This is a genomic window from bacterium, from assembly GCA_030697645.1.
In the GTDB taxonomy this organism is placed as follows: Bacteria; Patescibacteriota; Minisyncoccia; order Phycocordibacterales; family VMGT01; genus JAUYPI01.
The window spans coordinates 1-20233 of record JAUYPI010000013.1 but is presented as its reverse complement, the minus strand read 5'-3'; the positions used below and the strand labels follow the sequence as shown (position 1 = coordinate 20233).

At 54.8% G+C, this 20233-nt stretch carries 21 protein-coding genes and 1 tRNA gene; 14 read left to right on the top strand and 8 right to left on the bottom strand.

Going from position 1 to position 20233, the window contains the following annotated elements:
* Positions 1–219: 219 nt before the first annotated feature.
* Together Q8R39_03045 and groL are read left to right on the top strand one after the other, a co-directional pair.
* Positions 220–570, top strand: a complete 351-nt coding sequence (locus Q8R39_03045; protein ID MDP3735377.1) for a co-chaperone GroES — start codon at positions 220–222, stop codon at positions 568–570.
* Positions 571–637: 67 nt separating this feature from the next.
* Positions 638–2302 carry a chaperonin GroEL gene (gene groL, locus Q8R39_03040; GenBank protein ID MDP3735376.1) on the top strand — a complete coding sequence of 555 codons (1665 nt, stop codon included), beginning with the start codon at positions 638–640 and terminating at the stop codon, positions 2300–2302.
* A gap of 754 nt (positions 2303–3056) precedes the next feature.
* Here the strand turns inward: groL and Q8R39_03035 are convergent.
* The 4 genes from Q8R39_03035 to Q8R39_03020 all read right to left on the bottom strand — a co-directional run bounded on the left by Q8R39_03035 (position 3057) and on the right by Q8R39_03020 (position 4746).
* Positions 3057–3296, bottom strand: a complete 240-nt coding sequence (locus tag Q8R39_03035) for a hypothetical protein (protein MDP3735375.1) — start codon at positions 3294–3296, stop codon at positions 3057–3059.
* 239 nt (positions 3297–3535) lie between these two features.
* The gene (locus tag Q8R39_03030; protein MDP3735374.1) at positions 3536–3772 is read right to left on the bottom strand and encodes a type II toxin-antitoxin system HicA family toxin; all 237 of its coding nucleotides are present in this window, start codon (positions 3770–3772) and stop codon (positions 3536–3538) included.
* Positions 3765–4022 (bottom strand): type II toxin-antitoxin system HicB family antitoxin, encoded by a 258-nt coding sequence (locus Q8R39_03025; protein MDP3735373.1) that lies wholly within the window; start codon positions 4020–4022, stop codon positions 3765–3767. Before Q8R39_03025 ends, Q8R39_03030 begins: the two co-directional genes overlap by 8 nt.
* Positions 4023–4146: 124 nt before the next feature.
* Positions 4147–4746 carry a hypothetical protein gene (locus tag Q8R39_03020; protein MDP3735372.1) on the bottom strand — a complete coding sequence of 200 codons (600 nt, stop codon included), beginning with the start codon at positions 4744–4746 and terminating at the stop codon, positions 4147–4149.
* Positions 4747–4870: 124 nt separating this feature from the next.
* Here Q8R39_03020 and Q8R39_03015 point away from each other — a divergent pair, with 124 nt between their 5' ends.
* From Q8R39_03015 to Q8R39_02995, 5 genes are all read left to right on the top strand, one after another.
* Positions 4871–5434 carry a LemA family protein gene (locus Q8R39_03015; GenBank protein ID MDP3735371.1) on the top strand — a complete coding sequence of 188 codons (564 nt, stop codon included), beginning with the start codon at positions 4871–4873 and terminating at the stop codon, positions 5432–5434.
* Positions 5435–5515: 81 nt separating this feature from the next.
* On the top strand, positions 5516–6460 hold the full coding sequence (locus tag Q8R39_03010) for a M48 family metallopeptidase (GenBank protein MDP3735370.1): 945 nt from the start codon (positions 5516–5518) through the stop codon (positions 6458–6460).
* Positions 6461–6466: 6 nt separating this feature from the next.
* Entirely contained in the window at positions 6467–7747 is a 1281-nt protein-coding gene (locus Q8R39_03005) for a glycosyltransferase (protein ID MDP3735369.1), read from the top strand.
* A 3-nt stretch (positions 7748–7750) separates the two neighbouring features.
* The gene (locus Q8R39_03000) at positions 7751–8413 is read left to right on the top strand and encodes a hypothetical protein (GenBank protein ID MDP3735368.1); all 663 of its coding nucleotides are present in this window, start codon (positions 7751–7753) and stop codon (positions 8411–8413) included.
* Positions 8414–8437: 24 nt separating this feature from the next.
* A tRNA-Ser gene (locus Q8R39_02995) sits at positions 8438–8525 on the top strand.
* Between the two features lie 132 nt (positions 8526–8657).
* Here Q8R39_02995 and Q8R39_02990 read toward each other — a convergent pair.
* Entirely contained in the window at positions 8658–9254 is a 597-nt protein-coding gene (locus tag Q8R39_02990; protein MDP3735367.1) for a cell wall hydrolase, read from the bottom strand.
* Between the two features lie 229 nt (positions 9255–9483).
* Here Q8R39_02990 and Q8R39_02985 point away from each other — a divergent pair, with 229 nt between their 5' ends.
* Positions 9484–9834, top strand: a complete 351-nt coding sequence (locus Q8R39_02985) for a cupin domain-containing protein (protein ID MDP3735366.1) — start codon at positions 9484–9486, stop codon at positions 9832–9834.
* A gap of 130 nt (positions 9835–9964) precedes the next feature.
* Here Q8R39_02985 and purF read toward each other — a convergent pair whose 3' ends face one another.
* A complete protein-coding gene (purF, locus tag Q8R39_02980; protein MDP3735365.1) occupies positions 9965–11305 on the bottom strand; it encodes an amidophosphoribosyltransferase in 1341 nt (446 codons plus the stop codon).
* A gap of 153 nt (positions 11306–11458) precedes the next feature.
* Positions 11459–12319, bottom strand: coding sequence for a DNA-processing protein DprA (gene dprA, locus Q8R39_02975; GenBank protein MDP3735364.1), 861 nt, complete (start codon positions 12317–12319; stop codon positions 11459–11461).
* 211 nt (positions 12320–12530) lie between these two features.
* Here dprA and serS point away from each other — a divergent pair, with 211 nt between their 5' ends.
* Together serS and Q8R39_02965 are read left to right on the top strand one after the other, a co-directional pair.
* Positions 12531–13805 carry a serine--tRNA ligase gene (gene serS / locus Q8R39_02970; protein ID MDP3735363.1) on the top strand — a complete coding sequence of 425 codons (1275 nt, stop codon included), beginning with the start codon at positions 12531–12533 and terminating at the stop codon, positions 13803–13805.
* Between the two features lie 162 nt (positions 13806–13967).
* Positions 13968–14876: a hypothetical protein gene (locus Q8R39_02965; GenBank protein MDP3735362.1), complete on the top strand. Its 909-nt coding sequence runs from the start codon at positions 13968–13970 to the stop codon at positions 14874–14876.
* A gap of 75 nt (positions 14877–14951) precedes the next feature.
* Here the strand turns inward: Q8R39_02965 and Q8R39_02960 are convergent, their stop codons facing one another.
* Positions 14952–15974, bottom strand: a complete 1023-nt coding sequence (locus Q8R39_02960; protein ID MDP3735361.1) for a hypothetical protein — start codon at positions 15972–15974, stop codon at positions 14952–14954.
* 199 nt (positions 15975–16173) lie between these two features.
* On the opposite strand from Q8R39_02960, the gene Q8R39_02955 reads away from it, so the two are divergent.
* The 4 genes from Q8R39_02955 to Q8R39_02940 all read left to right on the top strand — a co-directional run bounded on the left by Q8R39_02955 (position 16174) and on the right by Q8R39_02940 (position 20040).
* Complete coding sequence (locus Q8R39_02955) at positions 16174–17175, top strand: ABC transporter substrate-binding protein (GenBank protein MDP3735360.1); 1002 nt, start codon at positions 16174–16176, stop codon at positions 17173–17175.
* 154 nt (positions 17176–17329) lie between these two features.
* Positions 17330–19060, top strand: a complete 1731-nt coding sequence (locus Q8R39_02950) for a sensor histidine kinase (GenBank protein ID MDP3735359.1) — start codon at positions 17330–17332, stop codon at positions 19058–19060.
* A 231-nt stretch (positions 19061–19291) separates the two neighbouring features.
* Entirely contained in the window at positions 19292–19558 is a 267-nt protein-coding gene (locus tag Q8R39_02945; GenBank protein MDP3735358.1) for a heavy-metal-associated domain-containing protein, read from the top strand.
* A 275-nt stretch (positions 19559–19833) separates the two neighbouring features.
* On the top strand, positions 19834–20040 hold the full coding sequence (locus Q8R39_02940) for a heavy-metal-associated domain-containing protein (protein ID MDP3735357.1): 207 nt from the start codon (positions 19834–19836) through the stop codon (positions 20038–20040).
* Positions 20041–20233 lie beyond the last annotated feature (193 nt).

Here is a 20233-nt window from a genome sequence, read left to right as displayed (position 1 = left end):
GACTACCTCGTGTTCTACAATACGAAGCGAGTACACTATGCGTTCAAGAATAAAATGACACCGCTCCAGTTTCTGCTATCATGGAGGCCGACCGAGGCGTCGAGATTACCCGCAGAGTGCAGAGATGGGTGGCCTCATACACGCATTTGCACTTTTTTTGTTTCTAGTGTATAGTGCTCCTGCTTATTATTAGTAGTAGTTTTTTTATATTTTTTGCGTATGTCGAAGACAAACAATGCGAAATCGGGCGGCGGCAAGGAGGGTGCAAAGCGCTCGATCCAGCCGCTCGGAGACAGGGTGCTCCTGAAGCCCCTCTCCGCGGAGGAGACCACGACAAAGAGCGCCGCGGGCATTATTATTCCCGACACAGTTGATAAGGAGAAGCCGATGCAGGGGAAGATCATCGCGGTCGGCGAAGGCCGATACAGCGACGAGGGAAAGCTTATTCCCATGCGGGTCAAGGTCGGCGATCGTGTCGTATTCTCAAAATACAGCCCTGACGAGATCAAGATAGAAGGCGAGGAGTACTACATCTTGAGCGAGTCCAGTGTGTTAGCAGTTGTTAATTAGAGGGTGGAAAGTGGAGAGTAGAGAGTAGTTCTACCTTCTACTTTCTACACTCTACACTCTAAAAAATATGTCCAAACAAATCATTTTCAGCGACCGTGCGCGGGAGGCCCTGCGGCGCGGCGTAGACAAAGTGGCGGACAGCGTGCGCATCACGCTCGGGCCGCGCGGGCGCAATGTAGTGCTCGACAAGTCCTATGGCACGCCGATGATCACGAATGACGGCGTCACCATCGCGAAGGAAATTTCCCTCAAGGATAAGTTTGAGAACATGGGCGCCGAGTTTGTGAAAGAAGTCGCGACGAAGACGAACGACGTCGCGGGCGACGGCACCACGACTGCGGTGGTGCTCACCCAGGCGATGGTCGCCGAGGGCGTGAAGCAGACCGCGATGGGCGTCAACGCGATGGGCATCCGCCTCGGTATCGAGCGAGCGGCTGAGGAAGTGGTCGCGGCGCTGCGCGAGCTCGCAAAGCCGATCCACAGCAAGGAGGAGGTGCAGCACGTGGCGAGCATTTCTGCCGAATCGACAGAGATCGGTAAGATCATTGCGAGCACCATAGATAAGGTCGGGAAGGACGGCGTCGTCACTGTCGAAGAGTCACAGTCTTTTGGAATAGACAGCGAGGTGGTGGAAGGGCTCGAGTTCGACAAGGGCTACGTCTCGCCCTACATGATCACGAATGCCGAGCGCATGGAGGCAGAGTATCGCGATCCACTGATACTGATTACCGACAAGAAAGTTTCGACCGTGCAGGAGATCCTGCCGCTCCTCGAAAAAATCGCGCATACGGGCAAGAAGGAGCTCGTGATTATCGCCGACGATGTTGATGGCGAGGCGCTCGCGACATTTGTGGTCAATAAGCTCCGCGGCGCGTTCAGTGTGCTTGCGGTGAAGTCCCCCGGCTACGGCGACCGCAAGAAAGAGATGCTCGCGGACATCGCAGTCACGACCGGCGGTTCGGTGATCTCTCAGGAAGTCGGCATCAAGCTTGAGAACGCGGAGATCTCGATGCTCGGGAGAGCGAATCGCGTCGTCGCGACGAAAGACAAGACGCTCATTGTCGGCGGCAAGGGCAAGCGAGCAGACATTGAGTCGCGCGTCGAGCAGCTGAAAAAGCAGCGAGAGCAGACCGAGTCGAAGTTTGATATCGAAAAGCTTGACGAGCGCATCGGCAAGCTCTCGGGCGGAGTTGCGGTTGTCCGCGTCGGCGCCGCGACTGAGACCGAAATGAAGTATTTGAAGCTCAAAATCGAAGACGCGGTGAATGCGACGAAAGCCGCGATTGAGGAAGGTATCGTTGCGGGCGGCGGGTCGGCGCTCATCAAGGCCGCGCAGAGAGTGGCAGCCAAAAATATCAAATCGTCGAACAAGGCGTTTGAAGAAGAGTTTGCGGCAGGCTTTGCCTTGGTACTGAAAGCGCTCGAGTCCCCACTGCGTCAGATTGCTTTGAATGCTGGCAGGGACGACGCGGCGGTGATTGTGAACAGTGTGAAGGAATCGAAAGGAAACGGTGGCTATGATGCGCTCCGCGATGAGTTGATCCCCGACATGCTCGCGGCCGGCATCATTGATCCGGTGAAAGTCGCCCGCAGCTGCGTCCAGAACGCGGCCTCTGCAGCGGCAATCCTCCTCACGACCGAAGTGGCAGTCGCCGAGGAGCCGAAGGAAGAGAAAAGCGGCGCAGGCGCTGGTGGCGGTATGGGTGGAGGCGGGATGGATATGGATTACTAGACGGGGGACTGGTAATCAGTAACTGGTAACTGGGGAACGCGACTACTTAGACACCCCCCGCGCCAAAAGGCGCGGGGTGGGGTGTCTTGCGTGGCAGGAACGGGCGAAAATATGTGCACCCGTATGAGGATTTTCGGCGCGTGTAACTCCTCACACTCGTCATTGCGAGCGGAGCGAAGCAATCCAGTTGTTGAGCCGTAATTCTGGATTGCGGAGCCTGTCCAGAGCATAGCGTGGGATCGCTCCACTCCGTTCCACTCCTCGCAATGACGGCTGTGTTGCACAGTCTTGTGGTATGTGTGAGGAGTTACTGGCGCGTTACTTGGCAACTATATCAAGATATGCTAGTTTATTTTGAGAATTCGGGGACGGGGACTCACAAATAGCTGCTTCCGTCACGAAGGTATCGTGCCGCCCATTTTAAGGAATAGTTGCACAACTCACAGGAGATTGATATGCAGATGACATTGGAAGAATTTGTGGAACGCCTTCCTTTAGTATTCGACTATGGCTACACCGCTCGCGAAGTAGAGGGTAAAATCCGGCTATACTCGCGTTTCGATCACGAGGAACATCCGGTCATTATGCTCTGTAGTATTTACTACGGCCTTCCGTATTGTCAGCGCTGGGATTGCAACCCATATCAGGTAGCATTCTACGGGCTGTATATGTCTTCGAGTTCAAGGGAGCGAAACAGTTGTACTGCTACTGATGATAGTGATTGTTTACGTCGATGATAAAGAAAGCTACAGGCTTATTGTTTGTTGCTTTTTTTGAGAAACGAAGATTCCCTGAGACCGCGGGAGAGACTTTGCAGGAACGCCTTATTGTATCGTTCTGATTTTTTGAACGTAGCAATAATTTCCCCGGTATCGCGTACCGACGGTTCCTCAAAAAAGTCTTCACGGACCGCATTTTGCAGCAACTCATAGCGCTCGGCTATCCTGTGGAGATACTCGTATTCAGTTTTCGGGAGGGTTACCGTATCGGGCATGAAGGCAGTATTAGCCCCATTGAGGCGTCAATTTTCGTGAGGGGATTTTGGACAGCAGCAGCATCGTCTGTCGCTTGTATTGAAGTAAAAATAAGGGGTTGGTAACCAGTGCAGTAACCGGGAACCAGTAATCGATAATCAGTAATTGTGAAACGATTACCACACCCCCGCACCTAAAGGCGCGGGGGTGTGGTTTTATAGCAGGAAAGGGCCTGGAGTGGTTGGTCTCGCAGAAAAGTTCAGCGCCCCTTCAAAGTTTTGATGAAGTCGGCGAGCGGGATGTTGCTATCGCGGATGATCGCGCGCAGTGTCCCACGCGGTATATCTTTGCCGGGGTGGCGTGATACCGTAGTGCGACGCCCATCAGGGTGGGCGAACACAAGGTGTGAAGTGCCGCGTTCGGGGTGTTCAAAAAATCCGAGCTGCTTGAGCGCTCGGATGAGTTCGCGGTCTTTGACCGGAGGAAGTTTAGGCATGTGTGAGGACGCGACGTGCCGCCATAGGTGTGGCAACTGTTTCAATTATTTCGACGCCTGCGTCTGTAGGGATTTTCTCGCCGTCTGCGACGATGCTGCGCAGATATGCGTCGATCGCGTCACGAGCTCTGCTGCGGGCTTCCTCGAAGGAATACCCCCATGTGTGGCATCCGGGGAGCGCGGGCGCATAGGCGTGAAATGTTTTGCGCTCATCGGGCTCGATGATAACTCGATAGGTGTGTGATTCCATGGTGGAAGGATATCATATTTTTTGTCAAAAATAAAACGGCTGCTACTTGACATCCCCTGCAATAAGTATACGCTGTTTTTCAGCGGGGTTCTTCGGACAACACAGAAGCACGTGCGTGCTTTGCTTAAGTCGCGGAGAGACCTGTCTGTTCCCAACCTCTCTTGGAGAAGGAAGATAGGCCATGCCAAATTTGCTCAAGGAAATTGATGTCACGGGTCAGCCCACAACGCAACATGGCTTTAGTGCGGAAAGAGCGATCGTTTTTCAGGCGCTTGAAGCTATTGTCGCTGCCGCACAACCTCAATTTGAGAATCGGCTGGCGGTCATGATGTACCCCTACGACCAGCACGATGTTTTCGGCAAGCAGCAGGAAGACAAAGGCCTGTGCATCTTCAAGGTTACGAGAGAACAATTCCGGATGCACGAGACACCATTCCATCTTTGTGGTCCGTACGGAGAAACAATTCTCGTCGTAACAACCGACGCGATTGTAAGCACCGGCCAAATCTCTATAGCCGTCCACGACGAGCGACTGGTAGTAGCAGCCCGGACGTATCTCCAAGCTGCCGTCGAGGCCCTCGGCATGAGCGATGTAGTTTTTGTCAAAAATTTCAGCGCTCATCAGGCCTGATCTCGGCCCGTCGGCTCTCGTTCCTCGACCCTTCTTCGCATAAGTTGCAACCACGCGCTGCAACAGAGCGGAGGAGGGTTTTGTATTGTGCACGACTTCGGGTTGCAGCGCTGTGGTACCCTGCTATACTAGAGGTATTATTAGCTTTTCTTTTTTTGCTAGCACATTAGCGCCCAGAGACTAAAGCCTGAGCAGCCTAATGTTCTAGCCCCTGCGTATGCCCATCGTACCTATTATCATCGGCGTCATTGTCGTGTTGGCGTTTTGGATCATTTTTATGTACAACTCGCTCGTGCGGCTTGTGCATCGCACCAAGGAAGCGTGGGCAGACATTGAGGTGCAGCTCAAGCGCCGCCACGATCTCATCCCGAACGTGGTTGAGACGGTGAAGGGCTACGCTACCCACGAGCGCGAGGTCCTCGAGAATGTCACGAAAGCGCGCACCGACGCGGTCTCGGCGAAAAGCGCCGAGGAGAGTGCCCGCGCCGAGAACATGCTCTCAAACACGCTGAAGACGCTCTTTGCGGTTTCTGAAAATTATCCCGACCTCAAGGCGAATGCGAATTTCCTTGACCTCCAGCGCGAGCTTGCTGATACCGAAAATAAAATCCAGGCCGCTCGCCGCTTTTACAACGGCAATGTCCGCGATCTCAACATCGCGATTGACACCTTCCCGCAGCGCATTATTGCAGGCAGCTTCGGATTCTCTAAGATGGAATTCTTTGAGCTCGAAGGCTCGGAAGAAGCCGCAGCCCGCGAGCCGGTGGCGGTGAAGTTTTAACGAGTAACGAGAGAGTAGAGGGTGGAAAGTGGAGAGTAGAGTCGAAACTACTTTCCACTCTCCACTTTCCACTTTCCAACAATGTCCACTCTCTACACTCACCGCGCTCAAAATATCCGAAAAACGTGGTTCTTAATGGCCGCGTTTTTCGGCGTGGTGATCGCCTTGGGGTGGGTATTTTCGGGCGTCTACGATGCGCCGGAGATACTCTACATCGCGGTCGCGTTCTCGATCGGGATGAACGTGCTCTCGTACTGGTTCTCGGACAAAATTGTACTGAAGCTCCATCGCGCGGTGCCGGTTGATCTTGCGACACATCGTGAGCTCCACAACGTGCTCGAAAACCTCTCGATCGCCTCCGGGCTCCCGATGCCGCGGTTTTACCTAATTGATGATCCGGCGCCGAATGCATTCGCGACTGGCCGCGACCCAAAACATGCGGTCATTTGCGTGACGACAGGCCTGCTTGACGTGCTCGACCGCTCGGAGCTTGAAGGCGTGCTCGCGCACGAGCTCTCGCACATAGGGAACCGCGATATGTTGGTCTCTACCGTTGCGGTCGTCCTCGTCGGCTTCGTCGCGGTGCTCTCGGACATCTTCATGCGCTCGCTCTGGTTTCGCGGAATGTTTAACGGCGGAGAGGGGGGTAGGGAAGGGCGCGGCGGTGCGAATGGTGCGATGCTCCTTGTTGGCCTCGTGCTCTCAATTCTCGCACCGCTCATCGCGAGTCTCATCCACCTCGCGATCTCGCGCAGGCGAGAGTTCCTCGCAGACAGCTCTGGTGCGCTTCTCACGCGCTATCCGGAAGGCCTCGCACATGCGCTCCGCAAGATCGCCGCAGCAGGGAGGCCACTCCGCACCGCGACGAACGCAACCGCGCATCTTTTCCTCGAAAATCCGTTCGGAGCCGATCGCGGCGGAGCGCGCGATGGGTCAGCACGTCGCACGCCCTTTCTCGTCCGCCTTTTCTCCACCCATCCGCCGGTCGAGGAGCGCATTGCGGCGCTTCTTGGTGGACGCGAATAGATGGTTATGCACGTTGCCGCCGAAACACTGCTGTATACTCTTTTATTCTGCGCCCTCTACGCGCAGGTTTTTTTGCTGGTGACGTTTCTTGAAATGCGCGCGGTGCGGGCGCGCGGGACGCTCTGTCGTAGCGCGGCTCGACCCTCAATTGCAGGAAAAAGCAGCCCGATTGATCTCAATCCACGTGTCGCCATAATCGTTCCGTGCTGGAATGAAGAGCGCACGCTCATGGGCACTCTAGATTCTCTCCTCGCGCTCGAGTATCCGCGAGACAAGCTCTCCATCGTGATTGTTGACGACGGTTCGACAGACGGAACGAACGCCGCGGCCGAGCGCTACCGGGCGCACCCGCAAGTCGCACTCCTCAGCAAAGAGAACGGTGGCAAGTACACGGCGCTTAATCTCGGCATCGAGCACATCGGGGTGTCCGCGGATCTCATCGGTTGCCTTGACGCGGATTCATTCGTCGCGCCGTCGGCGCTCCGGGAAATCGTTCGTGTGTTCACTGATCCGAGTATCATGGCGGTGACATCGCTTATTAAGGTTGTTAAACCGCACACGATCATGGAGCGGGTCCAGAGTGTCGAGTACATAACGAGCGGCTTTCTTCGCGAAGTGTTGGGCAGCATCAACGCGCTTTTCGTGACTCCCGGGCCGTTTTCAATTTACCGGAGAGACGTGTTTGAGAAACTCGGCCCCTATCGAGCTGCGCACCAGACCGAGGACCTCGAAATCGCAATGCGCATGCATGCGCACGGTATGCAGATCGGCAATACGCTGAGTGCGCTCGTCTATACGCGAGCGCCGAGGACATTTCGACAGCTCTTTAGGCAGAGGGTGCGCTGGCACTACGGCTTTCTTCGCAATGCCCTCGATTACCGCGCGATGTTCTTGCGGCCCCAGTTCGGGCATGTGGCGCTCTTCGGCATCCCGGCGGCCGTTGCCTCGATCATCGGCTCGATTATATTTTTCGGCTACAGTATCTACGACATCGCGCGCTCGCTCGCACACCGCGCGCTTCAATGGGCGACTGTCGGTCTCCGCTTTGAGTTCCCGCCTGATTTTTCGTGGTTTTTTGTCCCGACGGCCCCCAAGGTATTGCTCTCTCTCGTCCTCGTTGCGACATTCCTAATCATCGTCTGGCAGAGTCGTCGCGCCGCAGAAGGCCGGCGCGGCTTCCCGCGCTACTTCCTGTATTTTTTCGCGCTTTATGGTATGATAGCGCCGCTCTGGTACGCCCGCGCGATTTACAACGTTATCCGTGCGCGTGGTGGCACATGGCGCTAATTCATGCTCGAAGTACGATGGGGAAAATATGTGCTGGTGCTCTTGATCACCGCGTCGCTCTTTGCACTCGCGTTTTTTTTGAGCGACCTGTTCTACGGCAGGCGGGTGCGCGAGATCGAGAGTATTGAGCGGCGCATCTCGCTCTCCCTCCTTTCCTCCGAGGTACAATTTGATCTCCTGCTTGAGGCACCGTGCGCAAGCGGCGGCTCTCCCGTGCTCGCAGACGAGATTAACGCGCTCGCGGCGCGGCTCGAGTATCTCGAGAACGAACGCGGGAGCGACGACAGGGAAGTGATCTTTTTGAAATCGCGTTACTCGCTGCTCCAGATAAAGGATCTCCTCCTTGTGAAGGAGATAGCGAAACTCTGCGGCACGAGCGCGCAGACGATCGTCTATTTCTATTCCAACAGGCCGGGGAAGTGCGACCAGTGCGAGCGGCAAGGGTTGGTACTCTCCGCGCTCCGTGACGATCACCCGGATCTCAAAGTATATGCATTCGACTATGATCTTGATCTCGGCGGCGTTGATGCTCTCAAGAAAATTTATGGAGTGCGCGACGAGCTCCCCGCGCTCGTCGTCAACCGCAAGCCCTACTACGGCTACCACGATCTCGACCGTGTCTACGACCTCCTCCCCGGCCTTGCGACGACAACGACGAGGCAGTAACCTAAAGGTGGCGTGAGACCTAACGGAGGCGTCGCATAGTGGTCTAGTGCACCGCCTTGGAAAGGCGGCATGGGGCAACCCATCGTGAGTTCGAATCTCACCGCCTCCGCCAGTTGGAAAAATGCAAATTTGAAGAGGTTGCCTCGTCCCGCCGCCCACGGGACTTGGCTAGGATTTGAAACGGCTTTTTTGGCGAAAGGAAGCTTATAGACGGAAACGGAAATGATGAGGTTTCTCGACGCTTCTATTTGATCCCCTTATAAAATGCAAAGCGGGAGTGGCTGCCATCGGGCGCTTCGATTTGGAGATGTAAAATTCCGGCGTCAACCCATGCAGGCGTCGCGCTCACTGCGTGTGGAGAATAAAAATGACGGACGGTGGACGGGAAAGGGCGCGAAGAGGAGTCCGCGTCGTATATCTCCTCCGCAATGGCAAGTGCCGTTACCCAGGAGTGGTTTCGAGTATCCTCGTAGTCGAGGTTGATTATTGTCTCGTACCCGGCTTCCCCGGGCGTGAGACCGGAGAATTGCTTCTCGCTCGTTGCAACTTGCCTGTAGGTTCTGCCGCGAAGGCTGGTTTCAACACGATTGCGGACAACCCATCCGACGAGACGCATTTCTTCGGGTATTTTTGTCTCCGAATAGAGTACGCGCGCAAGCCAGAGGATTTCATTACGCCTCTCGAGAGATGCAGCCGCCCGCGCTTGCTCATTTACGTCCTGTACTGTTTCAGGGGGTTCTTCAGGATCCGCTCCCGCAACAGCATTCCAAGGCGACAGCACGCCGAATGTGACGTTTCCTGCAAATAACCCCGCAGCAAACAGAGCGATAATAGAATGCATAGAATGGCCTTTTTTAATACTTTTCTAATAAAAAAGCTCACCAAAATGGTGAGTTTTTAGGCTTAATCCCCTACAGGTAAGCCGCTTAAGGTTAGCATAAACCAAGGCCAAGGTCAACGTAACAAAAAACTACGTTTTGACGAAAGAGAAGATATCCATTACGATTCTATATAGATTCATTGGGGCGCACCAAACGAGGTATGGCTGTTTCCGTAGAAAGGAAGAATCAATGGAACTCCCAAAAGAGTTGTACGACATATTCTATGTTACTCAATTCACCCGGGGAACTGCGCTTGCGCGGGTGGTAGGAGTTGATCGCGTACGGGTCGAACCTATGCAACGCTCTCAAACCCACCGCCATCTTATTGCAGAGACTATTCTCTACATCGAAAGCGGTTCTGGCACCGTGGTCGTTGATGCCAATGACCACGCGGTCAAGGCCGGTGATCGCATATGCATTCCCAAGGGCGCATACCATCATGTATGCACGGATGCATCAGAACTTGTTTTTACCTCGATCCAACATCCTCCGATCCATGACGACGAGACAGGATGGCATGACCTTGAACTACGACCATAGCGCCTCGTACATGAGACACGTGTCTTACGGATCCCCTTGATGCTCGCATAAAACACCACACAAAAGCCCCCGGCGGGAAGATGGCCGGGGGCTTCATGCGTGAGTACGTTTGAGTACGTTAAAGAGGCGGTCACTGCGGCAGCGGATACACACCAGTCATGCAAGCAAAGCACCGCTCTTCGCCCGCAAGTGCGCGAAGACGCTCAAGGGGTAAAAAGGTGAGTGTGTCCGCACAAGATCGCTGCTTGATTTCCGCAAGCGACATTGTTGCCGCTGCAAGCTCCCTATATGTCGGTGTGTTGATCCCGTATCTGCAGGGGTGGCAAATTGGCGGACAGGCGACCAAGACATGCACCGCCCTCGCTCCTGCCGTGCGTATCATGCCGACCAAGGGCGGGAGCGTGGTCAGCCGAACAATCGAGTCGTCCACGACAACCACTGATTTCCGCGCCACGAGTGACGGAATGACGGAGTACTTTTGCCGCACTAACCAGTCACGGAGGATTTGATCCGCTGCGACAAACGTTCTCCCCACGTCGTGGCTTCTGGTAATCGCAGGGAGAAAAAGATGCGGACCAAGGATTTGCGCGACGCCGAGACCGATGAAGTTTGCGCTGTCAGGCACGGGTGTCACCAGATCGATTGCCGGGAGCGGGTTAAAACGCTGTTTGAAAACTTCCGCGAGCGCATGGCCGAGCTTAATGCGGAAATCAACTATGGTGCGGTCAAACCCGCGACTCGCGGGATGCGCAAAGTATATCTCTTCAAAGACGCAGGGCGCTTTGGGCGTCACGGGGCATCCACGGATCTCGTGAGACTCTAGGCCGTTCTGACTTATCACCACGATCTCACCGGGTTCGACGTCGCGTACGAACTCCGCCCCCACGCCATCGAGGGCCACCGTTTCGGAAGCAACAAAAAAGCTCTCTGCTTTCCGGCCAATGACGAGCGGCCTATTGCCGCTCGGGTCACGCGCGGCGACCAATTGGTTAGGGAAGAGAAGGAGCAATGAGTAACTCCCGCGCACTTTGGCAAGCGCCGCACTGAGCCGGTCTACCATTGAGCCCTCTGCCGCGTGGAACAAACGGAGAATACACTCCGAATCCATCGAGGTGGCGAGGGGTGATTGGGCCGAAAGCTCACGCCGCAGCGCCTCGGCGTTCGTGAGATTCCCATTGTGGGCAAGCGCGACGCCATCTATTCGGATTGGTTGGATGTTATCCCTTTCCGGGTCATCGCTCACCGTCGGGTAACGAATATGGCCGACTGCGTGTCGTCCGTGTAGGCGATCAAGGCGCTCTTTTGTGAACACATCTCGCACTGCGCCTGGCCCTGTTTCGCGATACATGTTCGCTCCGTCGGTTGTGACGATCCCTGCATAGTCACGGGCCCGACCCTGAATATGGTGCAGCGCAGCCGCTACTTGTTCGGCCGCCTTGGGAGCGTTGAAAGCACCAACAATTCCGCACATGCTCTCGCCTCCTATGTATGGGGAACATTCTTTCTTAATTATACGGGCGCGAAAATCATTAGGCAAACAAGGATGGAACGTGGTTTTTGATGGCTCGTTGCACAAAGCGACGATAATACCTTAAGGGGGCGTTATGCGGATATGCCAAAAAATTTATTTGACTCGGTACAGTGCTCCAAGCTTTTCGACGACGAGCCCCTTTAACTCGAGGGCTGCAATGAGCGTGTTCGTCTCGCTCACACTCGTGCCGAGCGCGCGGATAAGTTCATCGCGCTCGATTGGTGTTTTGAGGATCTCGAGGATGCGGAGCTCATGCGCACTACAGTTTGACGTGTCGGTATATTTTTCCGCCGCACCGGGCGCGGCGGAGAGCCCGAGTGCCTCGAGGATGTCTCTGCTATGTCGGATCGGCGTCGCGCCGAGGCGAAGCAGAAGATTCGGGCCTCCGGCAGTGGGCGAGAATATCGGGCCCGGGACGGCAAAGACGTCGCGGTTGTACTCGAGCGCGAGTTTTGCGGTGATGAGCGTGCCGGAGCGCTCCTCGGCCTCGATCGCAAGCGTCGCGTGCGATATGCCCGCCATGATGCGGTTGCGCTGATGGAAGCTCCAGGCCGTTGGCCTAAAGTCAGGATCAAATTCGCTCATGAGCGCGCCGCCTTGGGAGAGGATCTCCCGCGCCAGAGCACGATGCGTGCTCGGATAGAGCACCTGCTCCGAGAGGCCCGAGCCCGGAAACGCGATCGTGGTGAGTCCGCTCGCGAGTGCCGCGCGGTGCGCAATGCCGTCAATGCCGAGCGCAAGGCCCGAAACAATGACGACTGGGTAGCCCGCGAGCCCCGCAATAAGCGTCTCACACACCTCTCTTCCGTAGGCGCTGTGCCGCCGCGCGCCGACGACGGTGAGATATCGCAGTTTCTCATCCTGCGGTAATTCTCCGCGCACGAAAAGTCGCTTGGGCGCGTCGGGAAGTTCCGCGAGGAGCGGCGGGATTCTCTCGCCAGTGATCGTGTACATTTCGTGTAGCACGATGATATGGTAACATATTTATTATAGCGAAAAGCGTAAAGCAACACAGTAAAATTCCAAGCTCCAACCCACAAGCTCCAAACAAATTCCAATGATTCAAATTTCAATTTCCAAACACGCACGTTTGAGATTTGGATTTTGGATTTTGGAATTTGAGATTTGTTTGGAGACGGGTTTTTTGGAAATTGGAAATTTGTTTATGCTCGACATCAAATTCATCCGTGAGAATAAAGATCTCATCGCCGCTGCGGCGAAGAAAAAGCGCATCGTTTTCGACGTTGAGGCGCTGATTAAGGCCGACGACGAGCGGCGCGTGCTGATTGCGCGCGTCGAGAAAAATCGCGCCGAGCAGAATACGATCACGGAAATGATTGCGACGCGGGAGCGGTTTGCGCCAGGGGCTCGGGAGGATATCATCGTTCGCGTGCGGGCGCTCAAAGAAGAGGGTGAGCGCGATGAGACGCGACTGAAGGACGCCATGCGCGAGTGGCAACGCTTGATGCTCGCGGTACCGAACATTCCCGACATATCGGTACCGGAAGGAGAGAGCGATGCGGAGAATCAAGAGCTGCGGCGTTCGGGTGAACCGCCGGAGTTCCCATTTGCCCCAAAGAGTCACCTTGACCTCATGCGCAGCCTCGATCTTGCCGATTTCGAGCGGGGTGCAAAAGTTGCTGGTTTCCGCGGCTATTTTCTCAAGAACGACGGATTCCGACTTTCACTTGCGCTCTGGCAGCTTACGATTGATACGTTTTCTGAATACGGTTTTACTTTGATCGGCGCTCCGTCCTTGCTGCGGCGCGAGGCGTTTCTCGGCACCGGCTACCTGCCAGGCGGCGAGGACGATCTCTACAAGACGCAGGACGAGAGCTATCTTGCGGGCACAGCCGAAGTGCCGGTGATGGGCTATTATATGGATGAGGTTCTGTCGCGGGAGCAGTTGCCGTTGAAGATCCTCGCGTTTTCCCCCTGCTACAGGCGAGAGGCGGGAAGCCACGGCAAGGACACGCGCGGCCTCATTCGGGTGCATGAGTTCTTTAAGCTCGAACAGGTTGTTTTGTGCGAGGCGCGGCATGAGGAATCGGTACGGCTTCATGAGGAGCTTACCGCAAACGCCGAGCGGCTACTCGAGCGTCTCGGGATCCCGTACCGCCTCGTCATCAACTGCGGCGGGGACCTGGGGCAAGGGCAGGTGAAGAAGTACGACCTTGAAGCGTGGGTGCCGTCGGAGAAGCACTACCGCGAGACGCACTCCTCCTCCTATTTTCACGATTTCCAGACGCGCCGTCTCAACATTCGCTATCGCGACGAGGAAGGCAAGCTGCGGTTCGCGCATTCGCTCAACAACACGGCGCTCGCAACCCCGCGGCTTCTCGTGCCGCTTATTGAAAACTACCAGCAGCAGGACGGTACGATCATGGTGCCTGAGGCGCTTGAGAAATATATGGGGAAAAAATTTATTAGCAAACCGTGAACTACAAATCCGAAATCCGAATATCGAAATCCGAAACGAACCTTTGACCATTGACATTTGACACCTGACTTCGAACCCGCTGTCGCCGTGTCAAGGGTCAAATGTTACATGTTAAATGTCGTGATTCGAATTTCGTGCTTCGATATTCGGATTTCGACAGCGATGCCACGAAAACCACTCTACTCACGACGTATGCAGGAGATTCGGCGCTCACGGCGTAAACGAGTGCTCCTTCTCTCTGGTGCGCTCGTGATACTTTTCGTCGCGGCGCTTGGCGTTGTTTCGCGGCTCCCCGCTTTCGCGATACAAGGGCTCGTCGTCGAGAATGAAACAAGCGTGCCCACCGGCAAGATTGAGGCGCTGGTCCGCGGCGAGCTTCGCGGCGCATACGGGCTCCTGATCGCAAAACAAACCGTGCTGCTCTACCCCAAGCGCTCAATCCGCGCGGCGCTAGCGGCGGCGTTCCCCGAGATCGGGTCTGTGGACTTCAGCATACGTCCCGGTCGCGTGCTCACGCTCGCGGTCGCATCGCGCGAGCGGCATGCGCTCTGGTGCGGCGAGAGTGATGATGGAGCGTCCGAAGAGTCGTCCGAAAAGTGCTTTTTTCTCGATACCGAGGGACTTGTATTTGCACATGCTGGAGCGAGCGCCACAAGCACAATGCGCTTTCGGTATTACGGAGCGCTTACTGACGCGCCGCACGGCACTTCGACGCCTCTCGGGGCGCGATTTCTCGCGAGTGCGGCTCTCGCAGAACTTGAGAACTTGCGTGTCCTCCTCACGCGCGATCTCTCGCTCGAGCCGATCGCGCTCTCGGTTGTCGGCCCCGACGCTCTCGTGCGCCTCGCCTCGGGCACCGAGCTCTACTTCAGCCGAAACGAGCCGTTTGGCGTCGCACTTGAGAACCTCGCGACCCTTATCGCCTCACGCTCCGGCACGTCGACTGCCGAGAGCTCCCAACCCGCCCACAACATGCCTCCGGGTGAGGCTGTAACCGTAAGCGGTGCAGGCGCGCTTGATGGACTCGAGTATGTGGATCTGCGATTTGGTAACCGTTTGTATTATAAATAGTGGTTGCCTTTCAAAGAAACCCCATACGCTTGAATCGTTCAAACGTATGGGGTTGATCATTGTCTGCCAAAGCCCTTAGTGGACAGTGGCAGGAATTTTTATCTCTGTTGCTGGCATCGAACTCACAGGCCGCACGCCAAAGAAACGGTTGCGACAGTATTCGCGCGCCTGCTTCTGCGCGAGAAAAAACGCCGGAAGGAACAGGGCGAGTCCGAAGAGTTTTGCGGGCGGTAGTGCGTCGCCAGCAAATAAGGCGCCGCCGAATGTTGCGGTGGCAAGATACAAGGTGCCAGCGCCGAGCTCTTTAATGCAGAGCGGCGTGCCATCTTTCGGCACGGCATAGAGCCTACATGTCCACCAAATCGCCTGTCCTCCTGCGGTTACCATCGCCGCTCCCAAAAAACCTAGGACTATGAGTTGCGGCGGGATGCCTCTGAGGTCAATCCACAGGAGGGAGAGCGGCAGGGCAAGAGCAAGTACAGCCCCTCCCCAAAGCTGCATTACCCATGGGTTTAATTCTGGGAGCTTGCTCAGCTTCCCCCATGCTCTAATGTCCTGCGCCGCGAGGCGCGTCGCGGTAGCGCCGAGCATCGTGCCAAACGAATAGGCAATCCAGAGGGGGCTGTTGCCCGGTCGGAGCGCGGGCATCGTGACGAGAAGCGCGCCGATGAGTGCAATACCGAGGCCGCAGAGTTGGTACCGGTCCAAACGCTCTTTGCGTGATATGACCGCTCCATAGATCGCCGTGGCGAAAATCGGAAGCACCGCGACGATGAACGTATTTGCCCCCACATCAGCGCGTGCACCGTTCTGAAACGCGGCAAACGCGCAAATAGTTGCGAACAAGGCGTACGCTCCGAAAATAATCGAGCGGGCGATATATCCGTCGTGCGTCATGATGTGCACATCGGGATTCCTCCTCCGACGCGCGAGGAGCACTGCGAGCGCGAGAGACGTCTGCATGAGACCGACAAGCCCCGTTGCAAATAATACATCGGGGATAGTCGGCACAAACCTTCCCATCTCGGCGTGGCCGAACAGCTTGACGATGGCCATGAAGAATCCTTCAGCAAGTCCGGGCATAAGCCATTCAGGCATAATCACTCCCTTCTGTTGACGTGCGATGTCGTGACAAATAACAACCGAACTAAAATTACTATACCATCCCCATCGAGCCGTGTCCACCATCCGTTGTTTTTTGGTACCACATCAAGCGCTCAGGTACGAGGCTGTGGATAACGTGTCCTTTTCGTTCGATCACTTATGGCGTATCATTAAAATGTTAACTTAAACATCCATGAATTGGCGAACTGTTTCTTTTGTTAGTGCTCTCGTCGTTCTCCTCGGTGGAGTCGGTTATTATGTTTTGACTTTCAACACCGTGGCTCCGACAGAAGAAAAAATGTTCGTGATCGGAGTTATTACAAACCCGACATCGCTTGATCCTGCACTCCGTGGATTTCAAGATGGCATGCGAGCGCGTGGTTATGAGGAGGGAAGAAATATACGATACCTGATCGAACCGGGAGGCGGGAAAATAGAGAGCGCAAAAGTCGTCGCGGAACGACTTGTCGCCGAGGGGATTGACGCGCTCTATGTCATGGGGAGCGTTGCGGGCCGAGCGGCAAAGGAAGTAACGGCGGCAAAAAACCCGACACTCCCCGTCGTGTTTGGCGTCATATCAAATCCGGTCGGCAGTAAACTTGTCGCGAGCATTCAAAGTTCGGGGAACAATCTGACCGGCATCACCCCCAACAACGAAAACTTGAGTACGAAGAGGCTCGAAGTTTTTTTGACGATGATTCCCGAGATCAAACGAGTCATTATGGCATGGTCTGATCCGAATACGAGCGGCATTGAGAATCTCCGACGCGCGGCCCAAGCCCTCCACGTCGAACTGGTAGAGCAACAAATCGTCGATGCGGACGCAACGAAGTCATTCTATGCTTCTTTTCCCTATGAAAAAGGCGATGTGATTTTTCGCGCGACTGATGCCGCAAGCGGTACTATTGTCAAAGATTTGATCGCCATCTCCCTCGAGAAAAAAATCCCCCTGTCCGGGACGAATGTGTCTGATGTGGAGTCCGGTGCCATTATGAGTTACGGCGCTAATTACGAAAAAATTGGAGAACAGGCGGCGCGCCTGATGGACGCCATACTCCACGGAACAAAGCCGTCGGAACTCCCCATTGAACTGCCAGAGACAATCGAGTTTATCATCAGTGCAAAGACCGCGGTACTGCTTGGGCTCACCATTCCAGATGCGGTACTCCTCCAGGCCAATCGCATCATTCAATAGCAGCACGCACGTGCGGTAATTATTCGCCTAATAGTGCACGTTCGGCGCTCCTTTCGCTTGAAGGAGCGTTTCTTTTACTGTGCCGTGAATTACGGAATTCGTCATAGCTTTTCAACTGGTTGCGAGGTGCCTGTACATGATAAAATAAACAGTAATGGCTATACCTCGCCCCTCAATAGTATGGTGGGCTTCGCGTATTGTATTCGCGACCTGTGCTCTCCTCGCGATAAACCTCGTCTGGCTGTACCCTGTTGTCCAAAACAGCCGACGCGCGGCTTCGACACTCGCGCTTGAAATTGCAGATCGCATGGATGCCACTATAAGCTCCTATGTTGCGTACGCATTGAACGAATTAGAGTTTTCTGCGGAGGAGATCGGCATAGAACCAGGTCGCGAGGAAGCGGTCATAAAGCAGTTGCTCAAAAAAAATATAGGTTTCCAGTCAGTCTCGTTGCTCGATCGTGCGGGGCAAGAAAAGAGCCGCGTGGATCGCTTTCGGTTGATAATGGAGAGCGACTTACGGAATCTCGCAGCGAACAATTCGTTTGAGCGAGCGCAAGGCGGCAGCGCGAATGTAGGGGATGTGTTTGTTTCTCCAGAATTTGAACCGCGGACAACCATCGGCGTGCCGCTCTACCGCCTTGGTGTCCTCGAGGGCGTACTGCTCGCCGAGCTTAACCTGAGGAATTTGCTCGAGACACTCCGCACGTTCCGCGTCCCCCAGGGCCATGTCTATGTGGTAGATAAGAACGGGTTTCAAGTGCTGCATCCGAACCTCTCCCAGATTCTCTTGCGTCAGAACTTCCTATCCCGCCGGATTGTGCAAAAGGTGGTGACCGAAGGTCGGACTGCTGACGGACTTTCGTCGGAGGATAGCTATGTGAACGAACACGGCGAGAAAGTGTTTGCAGTCGGCCGACCGATACGCTCTGCGGGCCTTGGCGTATTTGTTGAGCAGCCGCAACGCCAGGCGCTCGCCACGGAGCGCCAGATGATACTGCTCGCACTCGCTACCACACTCCTCGGTGTGCTTGCATTCATGCTGATCATGCGCAACCGCCGCCACGTTGAAGAGGCGAACATACGGTTGCACGATCTCCTCGCCGAGCTCGATGGCGCCGGAAAAATGCTCGTTCGGCGAGACCTTGAGCTCTCAGAGGTCAACGCGCAGCTCAGAGAGATAGACCAGATCAAATCTGAATTTGTCTCGGTCGCCGCGCACCAGTTGCGCACGCCGCTCACCGGCATCAAGTGGACGGTAAACGCTCTTCTCGCAGGTGACTTCGGACCGCTCTCCGAAACGCATAAAAAAATGCTGGGCACGGTATTACAGACGGGAAATCGTCTCGTGGTCCTCATCGGCGATCTGCTCAACGTCGCACGACTCGAGGAAGGACGTTACGGGCTTCGTCCTGAAATGAGTTCCCCGGAGACGCTTATCCGCTCTGTCGTGGGGCAGTTCGAGAAAAGCGCGGCGGAGGACGGTATAGTGTTCTCGTTCTCTCTCACGCCGCAACCGCTTCCGGCGTTTCCGCACGATCCACAAAGCCTCGGTGTCGTTCTTGAAAATCTATTGGAGAACGCGGTACAATATACGAGACGCGGCGGGAAGGTATCGGTTGCTGTCCGGGAGAGCGATGCGGCACTCACGCTCTCCGTTTCCGATACCGGTATTGGCATCCCGCGTAGCCAGCAGGTAAAAATGTTCACGAAATTCTTCCGCGCGCCAAACGCACAAAAACTCCAGCCGAACGGCACGGGCCTCGGCCTGTACCTCACGAAAAGCATCATCGAACGCAACCGGGGGACGCTCTCGTTTGACAGCACAGAAGAGGAGGGGAGCACATTCACGGTATCTTTGCCGCGTATTGTGCAACAGTTGTAAGGCTTCGTTTATAACGTAATCGTTCGGGCGTACAAATTTCCAATTTCCAAGTAACCAATTTCCAAACAAATCTCAATTTCCATATTTTAAAATCTCAAACACGACGGACGTGTTTGGAAATTGGCGCTTTGAGATTTGGAAATTATTTGGAAATTGTAGATTTGGAGCTTGGAAATTCGATCTTTTATATCTTGAGGAATTTTTACTGTTAGCACTATTTTATAAAAATTTATGTTGGAAACAATCACCCTCCATCCCTCCCGCATCGGCTGTCCGTCGATACCGGGAACTATGAAAGGCATCGTCTCTTCGCTCCCGGGCGTTTCGAGCGTCGAGGTACGTTACGAAGAGCGTGCGCTTGACGTCACGTTCGATTCGGGAGTCACGACGCCGGAGACAATTATGAAAACAATCGGTGCCGAGCTCGGACTTCGAATGGAGGTTGGTGAGGCAGGAGGGTCAAAGATCGAATCTCCTGCGGAAACGTGTCCTATGTAGGAAGTACGAATTTCCAATTTCCCCGCCTTCGCGCTGGCTTCGGCGGGCAAGCAAAAAATCCGTCTCCAAACAAATCTCAATATTCAAAATCCAATTTCCAAACACAACGTGCGTGTTTGAGATTTGATGCATTGGAATTTGAAATTTATTTGGAACTTGTTGGTTGGAGCTTGGAATTTTTACTGTGTTGTTCTTGAGTTTTGGTTTTACTCTTTGCACTTGTGAAGAAAACAGGTTTGATATTATTAGCCATTAATTACTAACGAACAGTCGCTATGGAAACACTTACCTTACACATAGAAGGTATGCACTGCGGCAGTTGCGCCGTGGGCATCCAGATGCTCACCTCCGGAATGGACGGCGTCAAATCGGCTACGGTGAACTACGAGGGCAAGAGCGGCGTTTTTGAAATAGACCCGTCAAAGGTCACGAAGGATGCCCTCGTCAAAGCCATTGCCGAGCTTGGCTACAATGCGAACTGAACGCGGATACTTTGCGGAAGCGACGCGGACTTAGGCCCCATCCATAAATAATTTCCCCATCTCGCACTCACTGCACGCCCTTATGCGGCTCGTGCTCAATCGCGAAATCCTCATCGTATCTCGATACGTCTCGGATTCGCTCATTCCGCGCCAAGCTGCATCAGGTCATGCATTGAGCACGATATTAGGAGAA